Below are 20,110 nucleotides of genomic sequence, written 5' to 3'. Positions count from 1 at the left end.
CTCGTGCGAGGTCGCTGTCCGGGATACCGCGGCGTCCTCGCTGTCGCAGCGGATTATTCGTGAGCCGGCTCGCCGCTCACGCGGTGATCCGCGTGATTCATACCTTCGCGGATAAGGCGGGACAGGTGCCCGTCAACGATGCTGTACTCGACGTTGCGGGAGATCTTGCGTGTGGAGACGAGGCCGGAAAATCGCAGTTTAGCCAGGTGTTGGCTGACCGCGGTGCGAGGTGCGCCGGTCGCTGCGACGAGGGTTCCGACGTCGGACGGGTTCTGTGTAAGGAGCCAAAGGATGTGTAGTCGGGTCGGATCGGCAAGCATGCGGAACGTTTCCGCCCCTGCCTCGAGGCGCTGCCTGTCCGGTTCTCTCGGATGGACGAGACTGGGCCCACCGGAGGGGGGCGAGTGCATGATCGGGGGTGGTGCTGGAGCCCGATGCGGTGCTGGGTCGTGTTCGTTGCGTTGCTCGCCGATGTCGATCACCGTCCTTTCCCTGTTCACTTTGCTGTTGATCGCTACGTTACCGCCGGCTTCTCATGTCCCCAGTCACTTCCGGTGCGCCCACGGGTGCACCGGCCGATTCCGACGGCCACACCGATACGGCAGTGATGGTCCCGGCCAGGGCGAGCGCGCCGAGAATGAGGGCTGCAGCCGTTTGACCCGCGGCGGCTCCGACCCATCCGGCGACGGGGTACGTAAGCATGAAGCAGGCGTGCGAGAGGGAGAACTGGGCCGTGAAGAGGTAGCTTCGCGTCTTGTCCGTCGCGACCCGCCGCAGCAGCCGCGAGGACGGTGTACTGATCATCGATGTCCCGATGCCCAGCGCGAACCACAGGCCAAGAAGCAGGAGCCATGGTGCGCCCGTCGGTGCAATGAGCGCAGCACCGACCAGGCCCAAGGGCACGATGGTGCCACCGATCAGCATGAACGTGCGGTCTGGCATGCGCTCGAGGACTCGTGGTGCGATGAACGCGACGAGCATCGACCCGGCACCGTAGAACGCCAGGGCGATCGCGACGTCGGTGTTGGATCCGTCGAACAGGTCCCGGGCGTAGACGACGGTGTTCACGAGTACGAGGGCTGTGGCGGCGGCGACGACAAGATTGAGCACCATCAGTCCGCGCAGGGCCGATTCCCGTTGGAATATCCGTGTGCCAAGGGTGGTGCGGTGCAGGAGCGAACCGTGGGCGGGTGAGGTTGGGGGAGTGGGAAGCCTGGTCGCAAGGACCATCGCGGCAGACACCAGGAACCCCACCATCGTGCCGACGAAGAGGTTGTGATAGCTCGTGACGGCCAACAAGGCTGCAGCGAGCAGGGGGCTGACAAGGGATTCGAGGTCATACGCGAGCCTCGAGAGCGACAGGGCCTTCGTGTAGTCCCTCTCCTCCGGCAGGACAACCGGGATCAGGGCCTGAAATGCGGGCGTGAAAGTGGCCGATGCCGACTGGAGGACGAAGACCAGCGCGTAGATCTGCCACACCTGATCGATGAACGGCAGGCTCAGGGCTATGGCCACCCGGACCAGGTCCGCGCCGACGAGGACGCCCTTGCGGGGGAGATGTTCGACCAGCGCGGCCATCAGGGGTGCCACGAAGACGTAGGCGACCATCTTGATCGTCAGTGCGGTGCCCAGTACAGCACCGGCCCGGGCGCCGGCCACGTCGAAAGCCAGCAGACCCAGTCCCACCGTGAGCAGGCCCGTCCCCAACAGGGCCACGACCTGAGCGGTGAAGAGGTTGCGGTATGCGGAATGACGGAAGACTGAAAGCAAAGTGCCTCCTGGAGGTGGAATCAGAAGCAATTGCCCTGAGCGTGCATCTGTGCGCACTCACGAACTTTACCTCGTCGAAGGCCCTTGGAACGAACGCTAGATCAGATCATTCTCGACCTGGAACCGAGCAATTCGGCGATGGAAAAGATCATCATCACCGGTGCGCCGGAACGCCTCGGGTTCGTCCTGTCCATTGCCGCTCAACTCCCAGCCGAAACTCCTGAAGAGTTCGTTCTCCAGCGACCGAGCCTCCTTGATCTTCATCTCCCAGTCGGTGGAGGAAGTGGGCTCCGAGCAGGTAGGAAGATCCTGGTAGAGCTGGACGCGCCGTTCCCACGTCGGAGCGACGAAGTCGTCCCAGTTCTGGCGTGCATACGGCGGGAGCGCCTCTACGGCAAACGTACTCCTGGGGTTTGTGGACGAACCGATGGTGTACGCCAGGGTCGTCACGAGGATGTCGGCCGCCCCGGTGATTTCAGCAAGCAGGTTCTTCACGACCGACTCGGCCAGGGTGGCGTTGATTTCGAAAAGTATGATGTCCCAGTAATCGAGCGCTGTAAGAGGCGCAGGGTCGAATCCAAGCTGAGCCAGCCTCCGCTCGATGCGGTACTCCTCCATACCCTTCACAGCGAGCCCGATGATGTTCCACTGCCACTGTGTGGTCGCGAGGCTGTGGTAATTCCTGCCGTCCTCCTCCCGGAGGTTCATCAGGACGTGTCCGGCTTCATGCGCAGTCAGACGCTTGAGGCCGCCGTCAGCCAGCTCGTCCAACACCGATGCATTGATGATCACCTGGTCTTCTACGGTCTTCGCTGCGACTTGTCCACTGCCTCGACCCGCTGAGTAGTCCTTCAGGCCTGAGAGGGTGCGGACGGACTGCTCGAAGTCGGTCGTGACGAGGACCGTACCTTCCGGATCCCCCATGGCGAGAAGCCCCGCCTCCACGTCGTTCCGCTGGTTGCTGGTCAAAGTGATGCCGTCTGTGTTGATGATCATGACCCAACTGTATTGACCAGGGGACCAGGTGGCACGCCCTGAGAGCTGAAGGAGCTCCTGCTTAGATGCCTCGATGGCCGTAACGACGCGGCCAGGAACGGGCGGAACTGGTAGAACCCCTCATGGCACCGACCCGCTCACGGGAGGCAGGGAACATCGTCAGCGCAGCGAATCCTTGGGGTGGGTGACCCTGTCTGGTGTCGACTTCTCCGGTTAGGCTTTGCCCAACGGTCTCAACCGGAGCGGGCATGAGGGGGAGCATCATGGAGACGTATCCCTTTGTTGATGCGGGCATGTGGGAGTTGAAGTATCAGGAGTTGCTCCTGCGCTTCGAGCAGGAGCGGGCGAAGGTGGGCCAGCTGTATGAAGCGCTGGCGTCGCGGGACGTGATCGGGCAGGCAAAGGGCATTCTGATGGAACGCCACCGACTGGATGCTGATGGTGCGTTCCAGGTGCTCATGCTGGCGAGCTCCCGGACCAATCTGAAACTGCACGAGGTGGCACGGGAGCTGGTGACGACGGGTGTGTTGGTAGCGCGGGAGCCCTAGGGCCTCCCGGGATGAGCGTCGCTCCCGCTAGGAGGTGCACCGCTCACAGGTCGAAGCCTCGGCTCGCGCCGTGAGATATGGCGGAGGGCTGTCCCTACCGTGGCCTGGCGCCGGCGTGCTTCCGCGCGAGGTCCGCGAGGGAGTCGTCCACGCCTTCGTCCTCGAACGAACCGAACTTCCGCTCCGCCGCCGTGCGCAGCAGGAAGTCGGCGATCGCAGGATTCTTCGGCAGAAGTGAGCCATGGAGGTAGCTCGCCACGATATTCCTGTATCGAGCGCCCTCGTGTCCCTCTTCGGCGTTGTTGCCGGCTCCCTTGACGACGGTGGCCAACGGTTTCAGGCCGTCCCCGAGGAAAGTCTGCCCACTGTGGTTCTCATACCCATGGATCTCGCCGAACTCCTCGCTCGTGGCGACGACGTTGCCGATCAGGCGCTCGGTACCGCCGCGCGTCTCGAGGTCCAGCACGCCGATGCCGGGGATGACGGCGCCGTCGTGCGTGCGGAACTCGTTGCCGAACAGCTGGTACAGCCCGCAGATGAGCAGCATGGGAGTTCCCTCCTCCGCCAGCTCGCGCAGCCTCGGAGCTATGGCCTGCAGGTCGTCCTGGATGACGACCTGACCGCTGTCCTGTCCTCCTCCACCGATGATCAGGTCGACGTCCTCGGGGAAGGTGTCGCCGGCGTTGTGTTCAAGGATCTCTGCCCCGTAGCCGCGCCATGCGAGGCGTTGTTTGAGCACGAGGACGTTCCCGTAGTCCCCGTAGATGTTCATCTCCCGCGGGTAGAGCTGCAGGATGCGCAGGGTGCCCTTCGACGGATCGGCGGGTGCCTCGGTCAGGGCGATGGCGGATGGTGCGTCGGTCATCAGGAGACCACCTCGACCTTCGTGATCTTGGAGAGTTCACGGCGAACCGCGAGCATCGCCGTGTAGGTGCAGAAGATGCGCTTGGGGCGCCCCTCCGAGCCGCGGATGAACAGCTTGAGTGCGTCGGCGATGTCGGTTTCGACGGCACCCACCCGGACGTCGTCGTACGTGAGCCGGAGCGCCATGTCGTAGGCGCGGACGCCGCTGACGATGTCCACCCCGCCGAGGCCGAGCGAATCGAAGTCGACGTCCCACAGCCAGGACATGTCGCGCCCGTCGGCATAGTTGTCGTTGATGGCGATCATGGTGGCGCATCCTGCCGGGTCGAACGATTTCAGTCCGAGCCGGAAACCACTGGGATTCTTCACGAGGACCAGCTCGAGAGCCTGGCCGTCGACGACGAGACTCTCGCCCCGCCCGAACGCTGGTTCGACCGCGGCCAGCGACGAGAAGAGTCGCGCGTCGTCGACCGTGGCGCCGAGGACGGCGCGGGCCGCCGCGAGCGCAGCGGCGGCGTTGAAGATGTTGTAGACCCCGCGCAGTCGCAGATCGGTGTGTGTCAGTTTTCCGTCCGCCTCGAACTCCGCGGAGTTGCCGTCGACGGAGCGGAGCACGACGTCGGCCGGCAGCTCCGATGCGGGAGCGGTTCCTTCGGCGCTGCGCAGCTCATCGTCGTTGGGGAACGTGCTGCGGAGGGAAGCGTCGAGTCCGAAATAGACGACGTCGGCCCTGGAGATCGACGGAGCGAGGCCGGCGACGCGGGGATCCTCGCGGTTCAGCACCACCGTCCCCGTGGTGGCAATGGCTATGCGCTCCAACAGGCGGGTGGTCGCGTCGATCTCGCCGAAGCGGTCGAGCTGGTCCCGAAGGACATTGAGGAGGAGCGAGTACTCCGGGGGCACGAGCTTCACGAAGTGCACGGCGTGCGCTTCGTCGAGCTCGAGGACGGCGACGTCAGCCTTCAGGCGTCCGCGCCAGTCGACGTCACCGAGGAGCGCCGCCGCGACGCCGCGCGTGAAATTGCTGCCCGTGCGGTTGGTGAAGACGGTCAGCCCTTGCCCCTCGAGCAGCTCGACCACCATCTTGGTGGTGGTCGTCTTGCCATTGGTTCCGCTGACGACGACCACGCCGTGGGGGAGGGTGGACAGGGCGCGGCCCATGAAACCGGGGTCGAGGCGCTCGACCACGAGGCCGGGAAGGGCGGAGCCGCCGCCGCGCAGGCGGGACGCGATGCGCACGGCCTTGCCCACGAGGACTGGAAGGGGATTCATCCCTCCACATTATCGCTGGCGTGCCACCGTTGCCGGGAAGCGACGGAGACTCGCTCCGCGCGGCCGCCTCCGAGGGTCGGGTACGGGATCCGCACGCCATAGAATTGAGGGATGTCCTCCCCGTCCTTCTCGGCGCCCCTGCCCATGTCGGTCCCCGAATCCGATGATGCACCGTCACCACCTGTCCCTTCAGCTGCAGGGACCATCGGCACGACGGCGAACGGCCGGCGCGATATCGTCGTCGGCGTTCTCGCCGTGCAGGGCGACGTGCGCGAGCACATCGCGACCATCGAATCACTGGGAGGGCGCGCAATTGCCGTCCGGCGCCCGTCCGAGCTCGCTGCGGTCGACGGGCTGATCATTCCCGGAGGCGAGTCGACCACCATGGACAAGCTGTCGCGCACCCTCGGCCTCGCCGATCCGTTGCGGGACCTGATCGCCGGTGGACTGCCGGTGTACGGCTCCTGCGCGGGCATGATCATGCTGTCCGACGTCGTCGCCGATCCTTCCACCGACCGCTCGGGGAATCCGCAGCAGACCTTCGGGGGCCTCGACATGGTGGTGCGGCGCAACGCCTTCGGACGCCAGCGCGAGTCCTTCGAGACGGACCTCGACTTCGCGGGCCTCGCGACGACCGGCAACGCGGCGGGTGATAACCCCGTTCGGGCGGTTTTCATCCGCGCTCCATGGGTGGAGAAGGTCGGCGAAGGTGTCGAGGTCCTGGCTCAGGTACCTGCCGCGGAGACGCCCCCTGCCGGCCCGCCGAGCGGTGGATCGGGCGCTTCGTATGGGGCTGGGGCACCCGGTACGGGGACCGACTTGGCCCCGGTCGCTAGAATTGTCGCAGTGCGTTCAGGGAACCTCCTGGCCACGAGTTTCCACCCGGAAGTAACGGGCGAGCGGCGGGTCCACGAATTGTTTATCCGGATGATCAGAGGAGAAGCGTAAGCATGTCGGGCCACTCCAAATGGGCAACAACCAAGCACAAGAAGGCTGCGATCGACGCCAAGCGCGCGAAGTCCTTCGCGAAGTTGATCAAGAACATCGAGGTCGCTGCGCGGGCCGGCGGTGCAGACGTCGCCGGTAATCCTGGCCTCGAGCTGGCCGTCTCCAAGGCCAAGAAGACCTCCGTCCCCATCGACAACATCAACCGCGCAGTGAAGCGCGGTGCCGGTCTGCTCGGCGAGGTCGTCGATTACCAGACAATCATGTACGAGGCCCGCGGTCCCCAGGGCTCAGCCCTGCTGATCGAGTGCCTGACGGACAACAAGAACCGCGCAGCGTCCGAGGTGCGCCTGGGGATCAGTCGCAACGGGGGCACCATCGCCGACCCCGGCTCCGTGGCGTACCTCTTCGCGCGCAGGGGCGTCGTCACCCTGCCGAAGAACGGACTCACGGAGGACGAGCTGCTCATGTCCGTCCTCGACGCCGGAGCTGACGAGGTCAGGGAATCGGCTGATGCCTTCGAGATCGTCTCCGAGCCGCAGGACCTTCGTGGAGTGGTCGCAGCGCTCGATGAGAGTGGTATCGAGTACGAGTCCGACGAGGTGGAGTTCGTCCCGTCCATGCACGTGGACCTAGATGCCGACGGCGGCCGGAAGTTCCTCAAGCTCGTGGACGCGCTCGAGGAGCTCGACGACGTCCAGAATGTCTACTCGAACGCGCATCTCGCGGACGATGTGCTGGCCGAGCTCGAGAACGACGACTGACATCGCACCGCTCGACGCCGCCCTGCGGGGTGCCCGATGACCTACCGCGTGATGGGAGTGGACCCTGGCCTGACTCGCTGCGGACTCGCCGTCGTCGACATCGAACCGAACCGGCGTTCCACCCTCGTCGCCGTCGGTGTCGTCGGCACGGAGGCGGGTCGCAGCCTGGATGAGCGGCTCCTGGTCATCTCGGACGCCGTCGACTCCTGGTTGGACTTGCACAAGCCGCAGGTCCTCGCCGTCGAGCGCGTCTTCAGCCAGCTGAACGTCAGCACCGTCATGGGCACCGCGCAGGCCTCCGGAGTCGTGATCGTCGCAGCCGCCCGGCGCGGGATCCCGGTCGCCCTGCACACGCCGACCGAGGTGAAGGCGGCGGTCACGGGCAACGGCCAGGCCGACAAGGTGGCGGTCACGAAGATGGTGACGAAGATCCTGCGGCTCGACACCGCCCCCAGGCCCGCAGATGCCGCCGATGCGCTGGCCCTCGCCATCACCCATGCGTGGCGACGGGGAGTGGGACAGCAGGGTGCGGCCGCGGCGGCCGGTTCCATCACGCCCGCCCAGAGGATCTGGGCCGAGGCAGAAGCCAAGGCGCGACGTCGGTAGAACCGGTTTTCGGTGTGGCGGCTCGATCGCACGGCGCGACGCCGGTACGGTTGAGCATTAGAACGTATGTTCGACGGGCGGAAGCCCGGACATCCATCCGCACGTGCCCCTGGAGTTCCTCATGATCAGTTCCCTACGCGGGACAGTGACCCACGTGGGCCTGCAATCCGCCGTCATCGACGTCAACGGCTTCGGCATGCTCGTCCAGGCCACGCCGCAGACCCTCGCCGGGCTGAGGACGGGGGAGCAGGCCTCCGTGTCCACCGCCATGATCGTGCGCGAGGATTCGATGACTCTTTTCGGGTTCGAGGACGCGGACCAGCGCGAAGTCTTCGAGACGCTCCTCGCGGTCAGCGGGGTCGGGCCGCGCCTGGCGCTGGCCGTCCTCGCCGTCCACACCCCCGATGCCGTCCGCGTGGCGGCGTCGTCGGGCGACGACAAGGCGTTCAGCAAGGTGCCGGGCATCGGGCCCAAGGGTGCGCGGCGCATCGTGCTCGAACTCGCGGGCAAGCTCGTGCCGCTGGAATCCAAGCCCGGCATCTCCAAGCAGACGTGGCAGGGCCAGGTGCTCACCGCCATGATGGGCCTCGGCTGGTCCGAGAAGGACGCCGGAGCGGCCATCGACGCCGCGGTCGAAGAGTCCCCCGAGGTGGCAGCGACAGGTGATGTCGGACAGATCCTCAAGCTCACGCTGCGCAGGCTCGGCCAGGACGGCGCACGCAGCTCGGCCCGGAGGAGGGTCGGCTCGTGACGAACCAGAACTCCGAGGAGGTGCCGCTCGTCGCTCCGTCCTCCGATCCCGAGGACCGCGCCGTCGAGGCGGCGCTGCGCCCGAAGAACCTCGACGATTTCGTCGGTCAGAAGCGGGTCCGGCGGCAGCTCTCCCTCGTCCTGGAAGCCTCGCGGCTCCGCGGACGCAGCGCCGACCACGTCCTGCTGTCAGGTCCGCCCGGCCTCGGCAAGACGACCCTCGCCCTGATCATCGCCGCCGAGATGAATGCACCGCTCCGCATCACGTCCGGTCCCGCGATCCAGCACGCCGGTGACCTCGCCGCGATCCTCTCGTCCCTCACCGAGGGGGAGGTTCTCTTCCTCGACGAGATCCACCGCATGTCGCGGCCGGCCGAGGAGATGCTCTACATGGCCATGGAGGATTTCCGCGTCGACATCATCGTCGGCAAGGGTCCCGGCGCCACCGCCATCCCCCTCGAACTGCCCCCGTTCACCCTCGTCGGGGCCACGACACGCGCGGGACTGCTGCCGGGTCCGCTGAGGGACCGGTTCGGATTCACGGGGCACCTCGAGTTCTACTCCACCGCTGAACTCGAACTCGTGCTCCGCCGCTCCGCGATGCTCATGGACATGAAGGTCAGTTCGGCATCCTTCGCCGAGATCGCAGGCCGTTCGCGCGGCACGCCCCGTATCGCCAATCGCCTGCTGCGGCGCGTCCGTGACTGGGCGCTCGTCCACGGTATGGATACCATCGATGTCCGCGCGGCGAGTGCTGCGCTGGACATGTACGAGGTCGATGCACGGGGCCTTGATCGCCTCGACCGCTCCGTCCTCACGGCACTCATCACGAAATTCAACGGCGGCCCCGTCGGCCTGTCCACGCTGGCGATCGCCGTCGGAGAGGAACCCGAGACGGTCGAGACAGTGGCTGAACCGTACCTGGTCCGCGAAGGCATGCTCGGGCGTACCCCGCGTGGGCGTATCGCGACGGCGGCGGCCTGGAAACACCTGGGCCTGGTGATGCCGGCGAACGTTGCCGCCGCCATGCCCGAGGATCTGTTCTCCGTAGCTCCGGATGACCTGATGGGTACCGAATCCGCCCTTGACAGTTGGGGCCAACAGGACTCCTGACGCGGGAGTGGTCAGCATTCCCCTTTAGACTGGAGTCTCACGATGTGTGCCGGGGCACAGTTCTGCCGCCCACACCCAGTCCCAGGAACGGATTTTCCAGTGCTTGCACATGTAGTTGCCCAGACCGCCTCCGGAGATGCACCCCCCTTCGACATCTTCTCGCTGCTGCTGCCGCTGGCATTGGCATTCCTGATCTTCACCATGTTCCGCAGGCAGCGTAAGTCGCAGAAGCAGGTGAAGGAGATGCGTACGCAGATGGAGCCCGGTACCGAGGTCATGACCCAGTTCGGTCTCTACGGCACGATCGTCTCGATCGACCAGGAGAACAACAAGGCAGTCCTCGAACTCTCTCCGGGCAACCTCGCGACCGTGCACACGCAGGCCCTGTCCAAGGTCGTCCAGCAGGAGAGCGCCGTCGCTGGTGACGGAGCGGAAGCTACCGGGGATGACGCGGCAGCTCAGCGCGATCTCGATGCGTACGACGGCGCTCCGGTACCCGACGACGCCTCCTCGATCGACGGCGCCGACCGCGCCCCATCAGGCGGTGCCACAGCGGCGGGAACCACAGGTTCGACGCTGGGCGAGAGCCATGAGGAGACCACCGAACGGTTGAACCGGGAGCAGGCCGTGCGGGAAAACCGCGACGCGCGTGATGCCCGCGATCCCAAAGTGAACCCGGACAACTAGCATTCCGTAGGGCCGGTACTCAACCGGGCCCGTCACGATCAATTCGGCGCACGAGCCGCGCCATTGCATAAGGACAACCCACCATGCCTCGTACCGGTCCCGGGACGGCAGCCAAGCGGACATTAGTCTGGCTGGGCGCATTGACAGCACTGCTCGCGATCCTGCTGGGAGTGGGCTCCTACTGGAGTACCGCGAGCTGGAGCCCCCGCCTCGCCCTCGACCTGGAGGGCGGCACGCAGATGATCCTCGCCCCCCGGGTACAAGGTGGCAGCGAGATCACACCGGAGCAGCTCGATCAGGCCGTGGAAATCATCCGCCAGCGCGTCGACGGTTCGGGTGTGGCTGAAGCGGAGATCAACACGCAGTCCGGCCAGAACGTCATCGTGTCGCTGCCCGGAACCCCGGATCCGCAGACACGCGACCTGATCCAGGCCTCGGCGCAGATGGAATTCCGTCCGGTTCTGGCGGGCGGGCCCGGTCAGGCTCCGGCGGCCGAGACCCCGACCCCGGACGACCAGCTGCCCCAGCCCGCGGCCGAGCCGCAGGACGCGAGCGACCCCAACTGGATCACCCCCGAGCTGTACAAGGAGTTCGAGGCGTTGAACTGCCTCGATCCCGCCGCTCTGGAGCCTTCGGAGGAAACCGCCCCCGCCGACCAGCCCATGGTCGCCTGTGAGCCCGACACGCAAGGGAAGTACATCCTCGGCCCCGTCGAGGTGCCCGGTACCGACATCTCGACGGCAAGCTACGGGCTGCAGCGGAGCCCGCAGGGTCAGGCCCTCAACACGTGGGCCGTGAACATCGACTTCAACGATGAAGGCACAGAGACCTTCCGCGAGGTCACCGAGCGACTCTTCGCACTCGGCGAAGGCGATCCGAGGAATCAGTTCGCCATCGTGCTGGACGGGCGGATCGTGTCCGCGCCGACCACCAACGCTGTGATCGCCGACGGCAACCCGCAGATCAGCGGAAACTTCACCGAGGAATCCGCCGCCGCCCTGGCCGAGCAGCTCAAGTACGGCGCACTACCCATCAGCTTCGAGATCCAGAGCGAGCAGCAGATCTCCGCGACCCTCGGTGCGGACCAGTTGCGCCTCGGGCTCATCGCCGGCCTGATCGGGCTCCTGCTGGTCGCCGCGTACTCGATGTTCCAGTACCGACTGCTGGGCCTCGTGACGATCGCGTCGCTCGTCGTGGCCGGCATCCTGACCTACCTCGCCATCTGCATCCTCGGCTGGACCGAGAACTACCGCCTTTCACTCGCGGGTGTAGCAGGGCTGATCGTCGCCATCGGCCAGACGGCCGACTCGTTCATCGTCTACTTCGAACGTATCCGTGACGAGCTGCGCGACGGGCGCGGGCTCATCTCCGCCGTCGAGAACGGCTGGCGCCGCGCAAAACGCACGGTGCTCGCGTCGAAAGCCGTGAACCTCCTGGCCGCGCTCGTCCTGTACTTCGTCGCAGTGGGCAACGTGCGCGGGTTCGCGTTCACACTGGGCCTGACCGCCATCGCCGACCTCATCGTGGTCTTCCTCTTCACGCACCCGGTCCTTCGGCTGCTGGCGAAGACGAAGTTCTTCGGCGAAGGGCACCCGTGGTCCGGTCTGGACCCCCGACGGCTCGGTGGCATCCCGCTCTATCGCGGGGCCGGTCGGGTTCGCGAGCCGGGCGACAAGCCTGTCGTCGCCGCCCGCACCAAGAACAAGGGTGCAACGGCCGAGGCTGATCGACGCCTCACCATCGCCGAGCGCCGCCGCGCCGAGCAGCAGAAGGCACTCGCCGGGCGTACAGGATCCTCCGTCGTCGAACGCACCGGTTCTTCCAAGAAAGAGATCAACGAATGAGCCGCACAAGCTTCGCCACTTTCGGCAACGAGCTGTACTCGGGCAAGCGCTCCTACCCCTTCGTCGCCAAGCGCAACCTCTGGTTCCTGATCGCCGGCGTCGCCATGCTGATCTCGATCCTGATCCCGGTGGTGAAGGGTGGCTTCAACCTCGGGATCGACTTCCGCGGTGGATCCGAATTCACCGTCTCGGCGACCGAGAACACGGACGTCGCCGTCGGCGAGAAGGCGGTGACCGACGTCGTACCCGAGGCCGTCCCCCGCGTCACCAACATCGCCGCAGACACCATGCGCATCCAGACGGAGCGGCTCTCGGACGATCAGACCCTCAGCGTGCGCGACAACCTCGTCACCGGGTACGGCGTCGGACAGGACCAGGTGACGTCGAGCTTCGTCGGGCCGACCTGGGGCGAGGACGTCAGCCGTCAGGCGCTGATCGGCTTCGGGGTCTTCGTGATCCTCGCGGCGGTCCTGATGGCCATCTACTTCCGCACCTGGAAGATGGCACTCGCCGCGATGGCCGCACTGGTCGTGGTCATGGTCGTCACCGCAGGGCTGTATTCGCTGAGCGACTTCGAGGTCACCCCGTCGGCGATCATCGGTTTCCTGACCATCCTGAGCTACGCCCTGTACGACACCGTGGTGGTGTTCGACAAGATCCGGGAGAACACGGCGGACGTGACGAAGTCGACCAAGCGCACCTTCGCCGAGCAGGTCAACCTGGCCGTGAACCAGACCCTCGTCCGGTCCATCAACACCTCGGTCGTGGCGATCCTGCCGGTCGCCTCGATCCTCTTCATCGGGTCCTTCCTCCTCGGTGCGGGGACGCTTCAGGATCTGTCCCTCGCTTTGTTCATCGGCATCATCCTGGGCACGCTCGGCACCATCTTCATCGCGGCTCCGCTCTACGCGGCGTTGCGGCTCAATGAACCCGAGATTAAGAAGCAGGAGAAGAAGGTCAGGAACAGGCGTTCCGTGGAAGCGGCAGCGGCCTGAACCACGGGCCGATGAGTGCACGCCGGCTTCGCTTCACCTCGCTTCAGCCGCAGGTTCCCCGCGGGGAACCTGCGGCTGATGAGGTAACGAGCCCAGCTAGACTTGGAGTTGTCGCGTTACCTGTGGCATCTTGAGTCCTTTAAGGATCCGAGATCGAGATTGAGGGGCTGTGAATGGCTGAAGCGGTGAATCCCGTTGTGCGGCCCGGAGATGCCCCGGGACTCGCAGCTCATGAGGCATCACGCCCGGCCGCCACCGAGGCTCCGCGTCCTGTCCCCTCACGCGGACTCGTCCAGCCGACCTCTCCGACGTCAGCCCCTTCCGCGACGAGTGCGGATCAGGTGGCCCCGGGCAGGCGAGGCCGAACACGGGCGCGAATAGCACGGCTCACGGGTCGGGGTTCGTCCGGCTACTCCCCGGTCCTGGAGCCTCTCCTGCGCACGGTCCGGGCGAACAACCCGAAGGAAGACCTCGACCTCATCCAGCGTGCCTACCTCGTGGCGGAGCGGAGCCACGAGGGCCAGACGCGCAAGAGCGGCGATCCGTACATCACGCATCCCGTGGCCGTCGCCACGATCCTCGCCGAGCTGGGGATGACCGGCACCACGCTCGCCGCAGCGCTGCTGCACGACACGGTGGAAGACACCTCCTACACTCTCGATGAGCTCAAGCGTGACTTCGGCCCCGAGGTCGCCATGCTGGTCGACGGCGTGACGAAGCTCGACAAGGTGTCGTTCGGTGACGCCGCCCAGGCCGAGACGGTTCGCAAGATGGTCGTCGCCATGGCCAAGGACATCCGCGTCCTCGTCATCAAGCTCGCCGACCGCCTGCACAACGCCCGCACCTGGCGCTTCGTCTCCCCGGCGTCCTCTGCGAAGAAAGCGCGCGAGACCCTCGAGATCTTCGCGCCGCTCGCCCATCGCCTCGGCATGAACACCATCAAATGGGAGCTGGAGGACCTGTCCTTCGCAGCACTGCACCCCAAGGTGTACGAGGAGATCGTGCGCATGGTGGGGGACCGGACCCCGGAGCGGGAGAAGCATCTCGGCCTCGTGCGCAACCAGATCGAGGAAGACCTCCGCGCAGTGAAGATCAAGGCGACCATCACGGGACGCCCCAAGCACTACTACTCCATCTACCAGAAGATGATCGTGCGGGGTAAGGACTTCGACGACATCCATGACCTGATGGGCGTGCGCGTCCTCGTGGATAGCGTGCGTGACTGCTACGCGACCCTCGGTTCGCTGCACTCGCGGTGGAACCCCCTCCCGGGGCGGTTCAAGGACTACATCGCGATGCCGAAGTTCAACATGTACCAGTCGCTGCACACCACCGTGATCGGTCCCGGCGGCAAGCCCGTCGAGATCCAGATCCGGACGCATGACATGCATCGCCGCGCCGAGTACGGCGTCGCCGCGCACTGGAAGTACAAGAACGGCGGCAGGCAACTCGACACATCCGAGAACGGCGACATGGGCTGGCTCCGGAGCCTCGTCGACTGGCAGCAGGAGACGTCGGATCCGAACGAGTTCCTGGACTCCCTCCGGTTCGAGATCAATGCCCGCGAGGTGTTCGTCTTCACGCCGAAGGGTGAGGTCATGGCGCTGCCCGCCGGATCCACGCCGGTGGACTACGCCTACGCAGTCCATACCGAGGTGGGGCACCGCACCATCGGTGCCCGCGTCAACGGGAAGCTCGTCCCCCTCAACAGCGAACTCAGCCATGGCGACTGGGTGGAGATCTTCACTTCCAAGGCCGAGGGCGCCGGCCCGAGCCAGGACTGGCAAGGGTTCGTCAAGAGTCCCCGCGCCCGCAACAAGATCCGTCAGTGGTTCACGAAGGAACGCCGTGAGGAGGCGGTGGACAAGGGCAAGGAACTGCTGACGCGGGCAATGCGCAAGCAGAACCTGCCGCTGCAGCGCATGATGACGCACAGCGCGATGATGTCGGTGGCAGAGGAACTGCGCCATCAGGACATCACGGCCCTGTATGCCGCCGTCGGCGACGGGCACACCTCGGCCCAGAACGTGATCGAGCATCTCGTGGCGCTGATGGGCGGCCACGAGGGCGCCGAGGACAAGATCGCGGAGACGGCGGTCGCCACGCAGCCCCGGCGTCCCAAATTCTCCGACTCCGGTGTCACGGTACGCGGCGTCGGGGACGTATGGGTCAAGCTGGCCCGGTGCTGCACGCCGGTCCCGCCGGATCCCATCATCGGATTCGTCACCCGTGGCTCCGGCGTCTCGGTGCACAGGAGCGACTGCCGGAACGTCGAGGAGCTGCGAGACCAGCCGGACCGGATAGTCCCTGTGGAATGGGCGCCGACGCAGTCGAGTGTGTTCCTGGTGGAGATTCAGGTCGAGGCACTCGACCGGAAGAGCCTGCTCTCGGACGTCACGAGCCTGCTCGCTGAGAACCACGTGAACATCCTCGCGGCGAACGTGAATACGTCCTCCGATCGCGTGGCGGTGTCCCGCTTCGCCTTCGAGATGGGCGACCCCAAGTACCTGAACCACATCCTGAGCGCTGTGCGGCGCATCGACGGCGTCTTCGACGTATACCGGACCACGGGTTCCCAGCGGCGCCCCTGACCTCTCTGCCGCACGGCACTGGACGCGGACCCTCCGCCCTCCCGGGGTCCTTACTCACCGGCAGTGTCCTTCTGGGCCTCGCGAAGCCGGGTCAGGGCGCGGGTCTTCCCCGGCACCCGGGACGTGTTGACGAGGGCGGCCTCCACGAGGCGTAGCGGGCAGTCGAGCTCCGCCGACCTGCCGATGGCTCGCAGGATGAGTGCGGCGTCACGGTCCTCGCCATGCACGGCGATGTCGAGGGCAGTCCGAAGCGGCGTCGTCACCGACACCCCGCCCACCAGATTGACGTCGAACGGCCCCAGTGCGACCTGGTGCATGACCGCGCGGGTGAAGGGCGGCAGTGCAGTCGTCCGGCGCCGATGATCGGTCACGAGGCTGATCAGGGCCGGGGGAGGCGCGCACCCGTAGATCCAGGCAGCGCACGAGCGTCCCAGGGCTACTCGGGGACGCAGGGAGTGCGGGACGCTGCGTGCCGCCGCCTGCGACCTCGTTGCCGCATCCTCCCGGAAGTCGCTGCGAAGGTAGGAGTCACCGATGACGAGGCGCACCAGACCGTCGAGGCGCATGGCCTGCAACTCCGCCGAGGTGAAGATGTCCCCGGCGTGGAAGAGCGCACCACCCGTGGACGTGACCGGGTGCGCGCCCGCACCGAGGTGCCGTTCGGGTGGTGCTGCGACGGCGGCGCTATCGAGGGGACACATTCCTCCAGCATCGCGAGTATGCGCGGTATGCAAAAGCCCTCCGGCACCGTTGTGGACAACGGTGCCGGAGGGCCGGCGGTGCTATTGCATCAGCCGGATGCCGGATGCCGGATGCCGAATGCGGGGTGCTAGGAGAAGTCCTGCGCCGATTTCTGCAGCATCTGGAGCCACTGCTCGCGGGCGGCCAGGGCCTCCTTCGCGGTGGCGATCTTCTTGGCATTGCCCGCACGCTCCGCGTCGGCGAGGTCCTCCTTGAGCTGGGCGATCGTCGCCTCGAGCTGGCTCAGGGCGCTGTTGGTCCGCGCCTTCGTCTCGGGGTTGGTCTTCGTCCAGTTCTCGTCGTCGGCGGCCTTGATGGCGTCTTCGACCTGACGGAGTCCGGCGTCGATCCGGCCCATGTCGGCGCGGGGGACCTTGCCTGCCTCGTCCCAGCGGTCACGGACGGACTGGAGCGCCTTCTTCGCGGCGGCCAGGTCCCTGATCGGCAGGATCGCCTTGGCTTCCTTGAGCAGGGCTTCCTTGGCCACGAGGTTTTCTGCGTATTCGTCGTCGACCGCCTCGTTCGCGGCTTTACGTGCCTCGAAGAAGCGGTCCTGCGCAGCCCTGAACCGGGCCCACAGTGCATCGTCGTCCTTGCGGCTTGCACGCTTGGACGCCTTCCACTCGTCCATCAGGCGCCGGTACTCAGCTGCAGTCTGGCCCCAGTCGGTCGACTCGGAGAGCTGCTCGGCGCGCTTGATCAGCGATTCCTTGGACTGCTTGGCCTCGGCGTTGTCATTGTCGAGCTGCGAGAAGTAGGCGCGGCGGTGGCGGTCGAAGATGGTTCGGGCGGACCGGAAGCGCTTCCACAGGGCATCCTCCGTCCCACGACCGAGGCGGGGCCCGTTCTTCTGGGCTGCCTTCCACAGCTCGAACAGCTCATTCATCCGGGTGCTGCTGGCCTTCCACTGCACGGTGGAGGGGTCGCGCCCCGCGAGCTCCTCGGCCTCGGCGACGATGGCTTCGCGGGCAGCGAGCTCCTTCGCCTTCAGCTCGTCCTGCACGGCGCGTTCGGCCTTCTCGATGCCGCTGATCGCCTCGAGGAGCGCATCTATCCGAGCTTCCAGGGCGAGGACATCGCCGACCATCTTGCGTTCGCCGACCTGGGCCCGTAGGTGTTTGGCCGTCTTGGTCATGTCCGACGACGGCGCCTTGGCCACGACGCGCTGCTCGAGCAGCGCCACCTGGCTGACGACGTCGTCGTACTTGCGCACGAAGTAGCCGAGGGCCTCGTCACGCGTCGCGTCGGGGTACTGGCCGACGGGGTGCTCGGCGCCGTCGACGATTAGGAAGACGTGGCCGTCGTCCTCGACTCGCGCGAACCTGCCGGCTTCCTCGAGCGAAGTGCTGTACGCGGGCGGTGCTGCGACGGGCTGCGTCGGCTTCTTCAACGGTCGCGGAGCCATGGCCGTGGGAAGTGGCGGCTTGGGCGCATCCAGGCGCGGAGACGCGGGACTCAGCGGAGCGGGCTGTGCGGCGAGGGGCACGGACGGCTCCTCGGGAGCACCTGCCGCGTCACCGAGGGCGGTGTCGGTCGCGGTGTCGGTTGCCGGGTCGGCCGCATCCGCAGAAGCGGTGTCGGCCGCTGTGTCGCCTGCTGCATCGGGCGCCGCATCGGCGACGTCATCAGTGACGTCACCGGACGCATCGTCCGCCGACCCAGGGCCGGCGTCGGCCGTGGCTGGCTCGACGACGTCGGACGCCGAGGCTTCCGCTTCCGGGGTTCCTGCGGCGTCCGCTGCCGTCACATCGGCTTCACCTGCGGAGTCGGCTGCCGGAGCAGACGCCGGATCGGCGACCGTATCCGCGGAGGTGCCGTTCACGTCGTCGGAGCCGGTGGCTGCGGACGTCTCGGTGGGGGTGCCATCGCCTGCACCAGCATCAAGCTGCGTGTCGTGGCCGATGGTCGTTTCGTCGGATTGCTGACTCTCTGTCACCGCTAGAAGTCTTTCGCTCGTCGGATGGCCATGAGCAACGCCGGGGCCATTTCATGCAGGGCTTAGGAGTCTATCGGTCCGGCTGGTCGGGTCGCGGTGGAGAAGCCTGATGGACAACCCTCTTCAGCACCCCGCCGATTGCCGGAACAACGCGAAACCTGCCCCTGAGGCTACTTTACCCATTGCCTTTCATCCCCTTTGCGGCGCGGGATTGCAGCGGGACGCAGTGCGACCTGCGTCCCGAGCCTGCCCCTTTTCCCCCGAGCGATACAGGGCACCTAGGATTGAGGCCGCAGAACCGGACCGCTGACCCACGGGGGAGCGACGACCGGAAACCCGTGCAGGAGGAGAACTACACCATGGCCCGTAAGGCATCACTGTCCGGCTTTCCGGAGTGGCTCCCGGAAGAGCGCCTGATCGAGTTGCACGTCCTCGGGGTGCTGCAGCGCACGTTCGAGTTGCACGGCTTCTCCAGCATCGAGACGCGTGCAGTCGAGACCGTGGATCACCTCCTCCGCAAGGGCGAGATCGACAAGGAGGTGTACGCCGTCTCGCGGCTGCAGGCCGACGAGGCATCGGCCTCCGAGAGTGGCCTCGCGCTCCACTACGACCTCACCGTGCCCTTCGCGCGGTACGTCGTCGAGAACGCGGGATACCTGGCTTTCCCCTTCCGCCGGTTCCAGATCCAGAAATGCTGGCGCGGTGAGCGCCCGCAGGAGGGCCGTGCGCGCGAGTTCACGCAGGCCGACATCGACGTCGTGGGCGACGGCGTCCTGCCCTTCAGGTACGACGTCGAACTCGCACTCGCCGTCGTCGAGGCACTGGGCGCCCTCCCGATTCCGGACTTCACCCTTCGCGTCAACAACCGCAAGCTGGCCGAGGGTTTCTACCGGGGGATCGGCCTCGAGGACACCGCGGCGGTCCTCCGCAGCATCGACAAGCTGGAGAAGATCGGCGCGGAGAAGGTGGGACTGCTCCTGCGTGACGAGGTCGGCGCCGACGATCACCAGGTCCGTCTCGCGCTCGACCTCGCGGGGATCCGCACGCCCGACACCTCCTTCGTCGAGCGTGTCCGGGCTCTCGGCGTCACCAACGACCTGCTCGAGGAGGGCCTTGAGGAACTCCGCCAGGTGGTGGGCGAGGCCGCCCGCCGGGCTCCGGGCCGCGTGGTCGCGGACCTCAGCATCGCCCGGGGACTCGACTACTACACGGGCACCGTCTACGAGACCGTGCTCAACGGGCACGAGGGCCTCGGCTCCATCTGTTCCGGCGGCCGGTACGACGCCCTGGCACGCAAGGGCAACCGCACGTTTCCGGGCGTCGGTCTGTCCATCGGCGTCACGCGTATCGTCTCGCGCATCCTCAGCCAGGGATTCGCCACTGTGTCCCGCTCCGTCCCCACCGCGGTCCTCGTGACGCTCGCCGACGACGAGTCGTGGTCGCAGGCGCAGGACGTCGCCTCTGCGCTGCGGGGCCGTGGTATCCCGGCGGAGGTCGCGGCGAGCGCCGAGAAGTTCGGCAAGCAGATCAAGTTCGCGGACCGCCGCGGCATCCCCTTCGTGTGGTTCACCGCGCAGGACGGCTCGCACGAGGTGAAGGACATCCGGTCCGGTGACCAGGAGGCGGCCGATCCTGCGTCGTGGAGCCCTCCGGCCGAGGATCTGCACCCGGTCGTGACCACCGCCTGA

The 20,110-nt window shown here is 66.4% G+C and carries 18 protein-coding genes; 11 read left to right on the top strand and 7 right to left on the bottom strand.

From position 1 onward, the window contains the following. Positions 1 to 53 precede the first annotated feature (53 nt). The 3 genes from RCH21_RS10045 to RCH21_RS10035 all read right to left on the bottom strand — a co-directional run bounded on the left by RCH21_RS10045 (position 54) and on the right by RCH21_RS10035 (position 2,739). Positions 54 to 410 (bottom strand): ArsR/SmtB family transcription factor, encoded by a 357-nt coding sequence (locus RCH21_RS10045; RefSeq protein ID WP_326964421.1) that lies wholly within the window; start codon positions 408 to 410, stop codon positions 54 to 56. Positions 411 to 519: 109 nt separating this feature from the next. Continuing rightward, on the bottom strand, positions 520 to 1,770 hold the full coding sequence (locus RCH21_RS10040; protein ID WP_326964252.1) for an MFS transporter: 1,251 nt from the start codon (positions 1,768 to 1,770) through the stop codon (positions 520 to 522). 96 nt (positions 1,771 to 1,866) lie between these two features. After that, positions 1,867 to 2,739 carry a hypothetical protein gene (locus tag RCH21_RS10035; protein ID WP_326964251.1) on the bottom strand — a complete coding sequence of 291 codons (873 nt, stop codon included), beginning with the start codon at positions 2,737 to 2,739 and terminating at the stop codon, positions 1,867 to 1,869. A 290-nt stretch (positions 2,740 to 3,029) separates the two neighbouring features. Here RCH21_RS10035 and RCH21_RS10030 point away from each other — a divergent pair, with 290 nt between their 5' ends. After that, positions 3,030 to 3,314, top strand: coding sequence for an ANTAR domain-containing protein (locus RCH21_RS10030; RefSeq protein ID WP_326964250.1), 285 nt, complete (start codon positions 3,030 to 3,032; stop codon positions 3,312 to 3,314). A gap of 94 nt (positions 3,315 to 3,408) precedes the next feature. Here RCH21_RS10030 and RCH21_RS10025 read toward each other — a convergent pair whose 3' ends face one another. Together RCH21_RS10025 and RCH21_RS10020 are read right to left on the bottom strand one after the other, a co-directional pair. Continuing rightward, the gene (locus RCH21_RS10025; RefSeq protein ID WP_326964249.1) at positions 3,409 to 4,179 is read right to left on the bottom strand and encodes a type 1 glutamine amidotransferase; all 771 of its coding nucleotides are present in this window, start codon (positions 4,177 to 4,179) and stop codon (positions 3,409 to 3,411) included. After that, positions 4,179 to 5,450, bottom strand: coding sequence for a Mur ligase family protein (locus RCH21_RS10020; RefSeq protein ID WP_326964248.1), 1,272 nt, complete (start codon positions 5,448 to 5,450; stop codon positions 4,179 to 4,181). The genes RCH21_RS10025 and RCH21_RS10020 overlap by 1 nt, the downstream gene beginning before the upstream one ends. Before the next feature lie 111 nt (positions 5,451 to 5,561). Here RCH21_RS10020 and pdxT point away from each other — a divergent pair, with 111 nt between their 5' ends. The 9 genes from pdxT to RCH21_RS09975 all read left to right on the top strand — a co-directional run bounded on the left by pdxT (position 5,562) and on the right by RCH21_RS09975 (position 15,745). Beyond that, on the top strand, positions 5,562 to 6,398 hold the full coding sequence (gene pdxT / locus RCH21_RS10015; RefSeq protein ID WP_326964247.1) for a pyridoxal 5'-phosphate synthase glutaminase subunit PdxT: 837 nt from the start codon (positions 5,562 to 5,564) through the stop codon (positions 6,396 to 6,398). A 2-nt stretch (positions 6,399 to 6,400) separates the two neighbouring features. Beyond that, entirely contained in the window at positions 6,401 to 7,159 is a 759-nt protein-coding gene (locus RCH21_RS10010) for a YebC/PmpR family DNA-binding transcriptional regulator (RefSeq protein ID WP_120149066.1), read from the top strand. A gap of 36 nt (positions 7,160 to 7,195) precedes the next feature. Next, positions 7,196 to 7,765, top strand: a complete 570-nt coding sequence (ruvC, locus tag RCH21_RS10005; RefSeq protein WP_326964246.1) for a crossover junction endodeoxyribonuclease RuvC — start codon at positions 7,196 to 7,198, stop codon at positions 7,763 to 7,765. Between the two features lie 121 nt (positions 7,766 to 7,886). Next, entirely contained in the window at positions 7,887 to 8,516 is a 630-nt protein-coding gene (gene ruvA, locus RCH21_RS10000; RefSeq protein WP_120149064.1) for a Holliday junction branch migration protein RuvA, read from the top strand. Then, on the top strand, positions 8,513 to 9,628 hold the full coding sequence (gene ruvB / locus RCH21_RS09995; RefSeq protein ID WP_442784696.1) for a Holliday junction branch migration DNA helicase RuvB: 1,116 nt from the start codon (positions 8,513 to 8,515) through the stop codon (positions 9,626 to 9,628). Before ruvA ends, ruvB begins: the two co-directional genes overlap by 4 nt. Before the next feature lie 99 nt (positions 9,629 to 9,727). Further along, positions 9,728 to 10,315: a preprotein translocase subunit YajC gene (gene yajC, locus RCH21_RS09990; RefSeq protein WP_326964245.1), complete on the top strand. Its 588-nt coding sequence runs from the start codon at positions 9,728 to 9,730 to the stop codon at positions 10,313 to 10,315. An 83-nt stretch (positions 10,316 to 10,398) separates the two neighbouring features. Beyond that, the gene (gene secD, locus RCH21_RS09985) at positions 10,399 to 12,159 is read left to right on the top strand and encodes a protein translocase subunit SecD (protein WP_326964244.1); all 1,761 of its coding nucleotides are present in this window, start codon (positions 10,399 to 10,401) and stop codon (positions 12,157 to 12,159) included. Next, on the top strand, positions 12,156 to 13,154 hold the full coding sequence (gene secF, locus RCH21_RS09980) for a protein translocase subunit SecF (protein WP_326964243.1): 999 nt from the start codon (positions 12,156 to 12,158) through the stop codon (positions 13,152 to 13,154). Before secD ends, secF begins: the two co-directional genes overlap by 4 nt. 173 nt (positions 13,155 to 13,327) lie before the next feature. Continuing rightward, entirely contained in the window at positions 13,328 to 15,745 is a 2,418-nt protein-coding gene (locus RCH21_RS09975) for a RelA/SpoT family protein (protein WP_326964242.1), read from the top strand. A gap of 50 nt (positions 15,746 to 15,795) precedes the next feature. Here the strand turns inward: RCH21_RS09975 and RCH21_RS09970 are convergent, their stop codons facing one another. Further along, the gene (locus RCH21_RS09970; RefSeq protein ID WP_326964241.1) at positions 15,796 to 16,446 is read right to left on the bottom strand and encodes a hypothetical protein; all 651 of its coding nucleotides are present in this window, start codon (positions 16,444 to 16,446) and stop codon (positions 15,796 to 15,798) included. 128 nt (positions 16,447 to 16,574) lie between these two features. Next, positions 16,575 to 18,422 (bottom strand): DUF349 domain-containing protein, encoded by a 1,848-nt coding sequence (locus RCH21_RS09965; protein ID WP_326964240.1) that lies wholly within the window; start codon positions 18,420 to 18,422, stop codon positions 16,575 to 16,577. A gap of 359 nt (positions 18,423 to 18,781) precedes the next feature. Between RCH21_RS09965 and hisS the strand changes: the two genes are divergently transcribed. Beyond that, a complete protein-coding gene (gene hisS / locus RCH21_RS09960) occupies positions 18,782 to 20,110 on the top strand; it encodes a histidine--tRNA ligase (protein ID WP_326964239.1) in 1,329 nt (442 codons plus the stop codon).

The organism is Arthrobacter sp. PL16, assembly GCF_035985055.1.
Lineage (GTDB): Bacteria > Actinomycetota > Actinomycetes > Actinomycetales > Micrococcaceae > Arthrobacter_D > Arthrobacter_D cheniae.
Note: the sequence above shows the minus strand (reverse complement) of the source record. Positions and strands in the feature narration are given on the sequence as shown.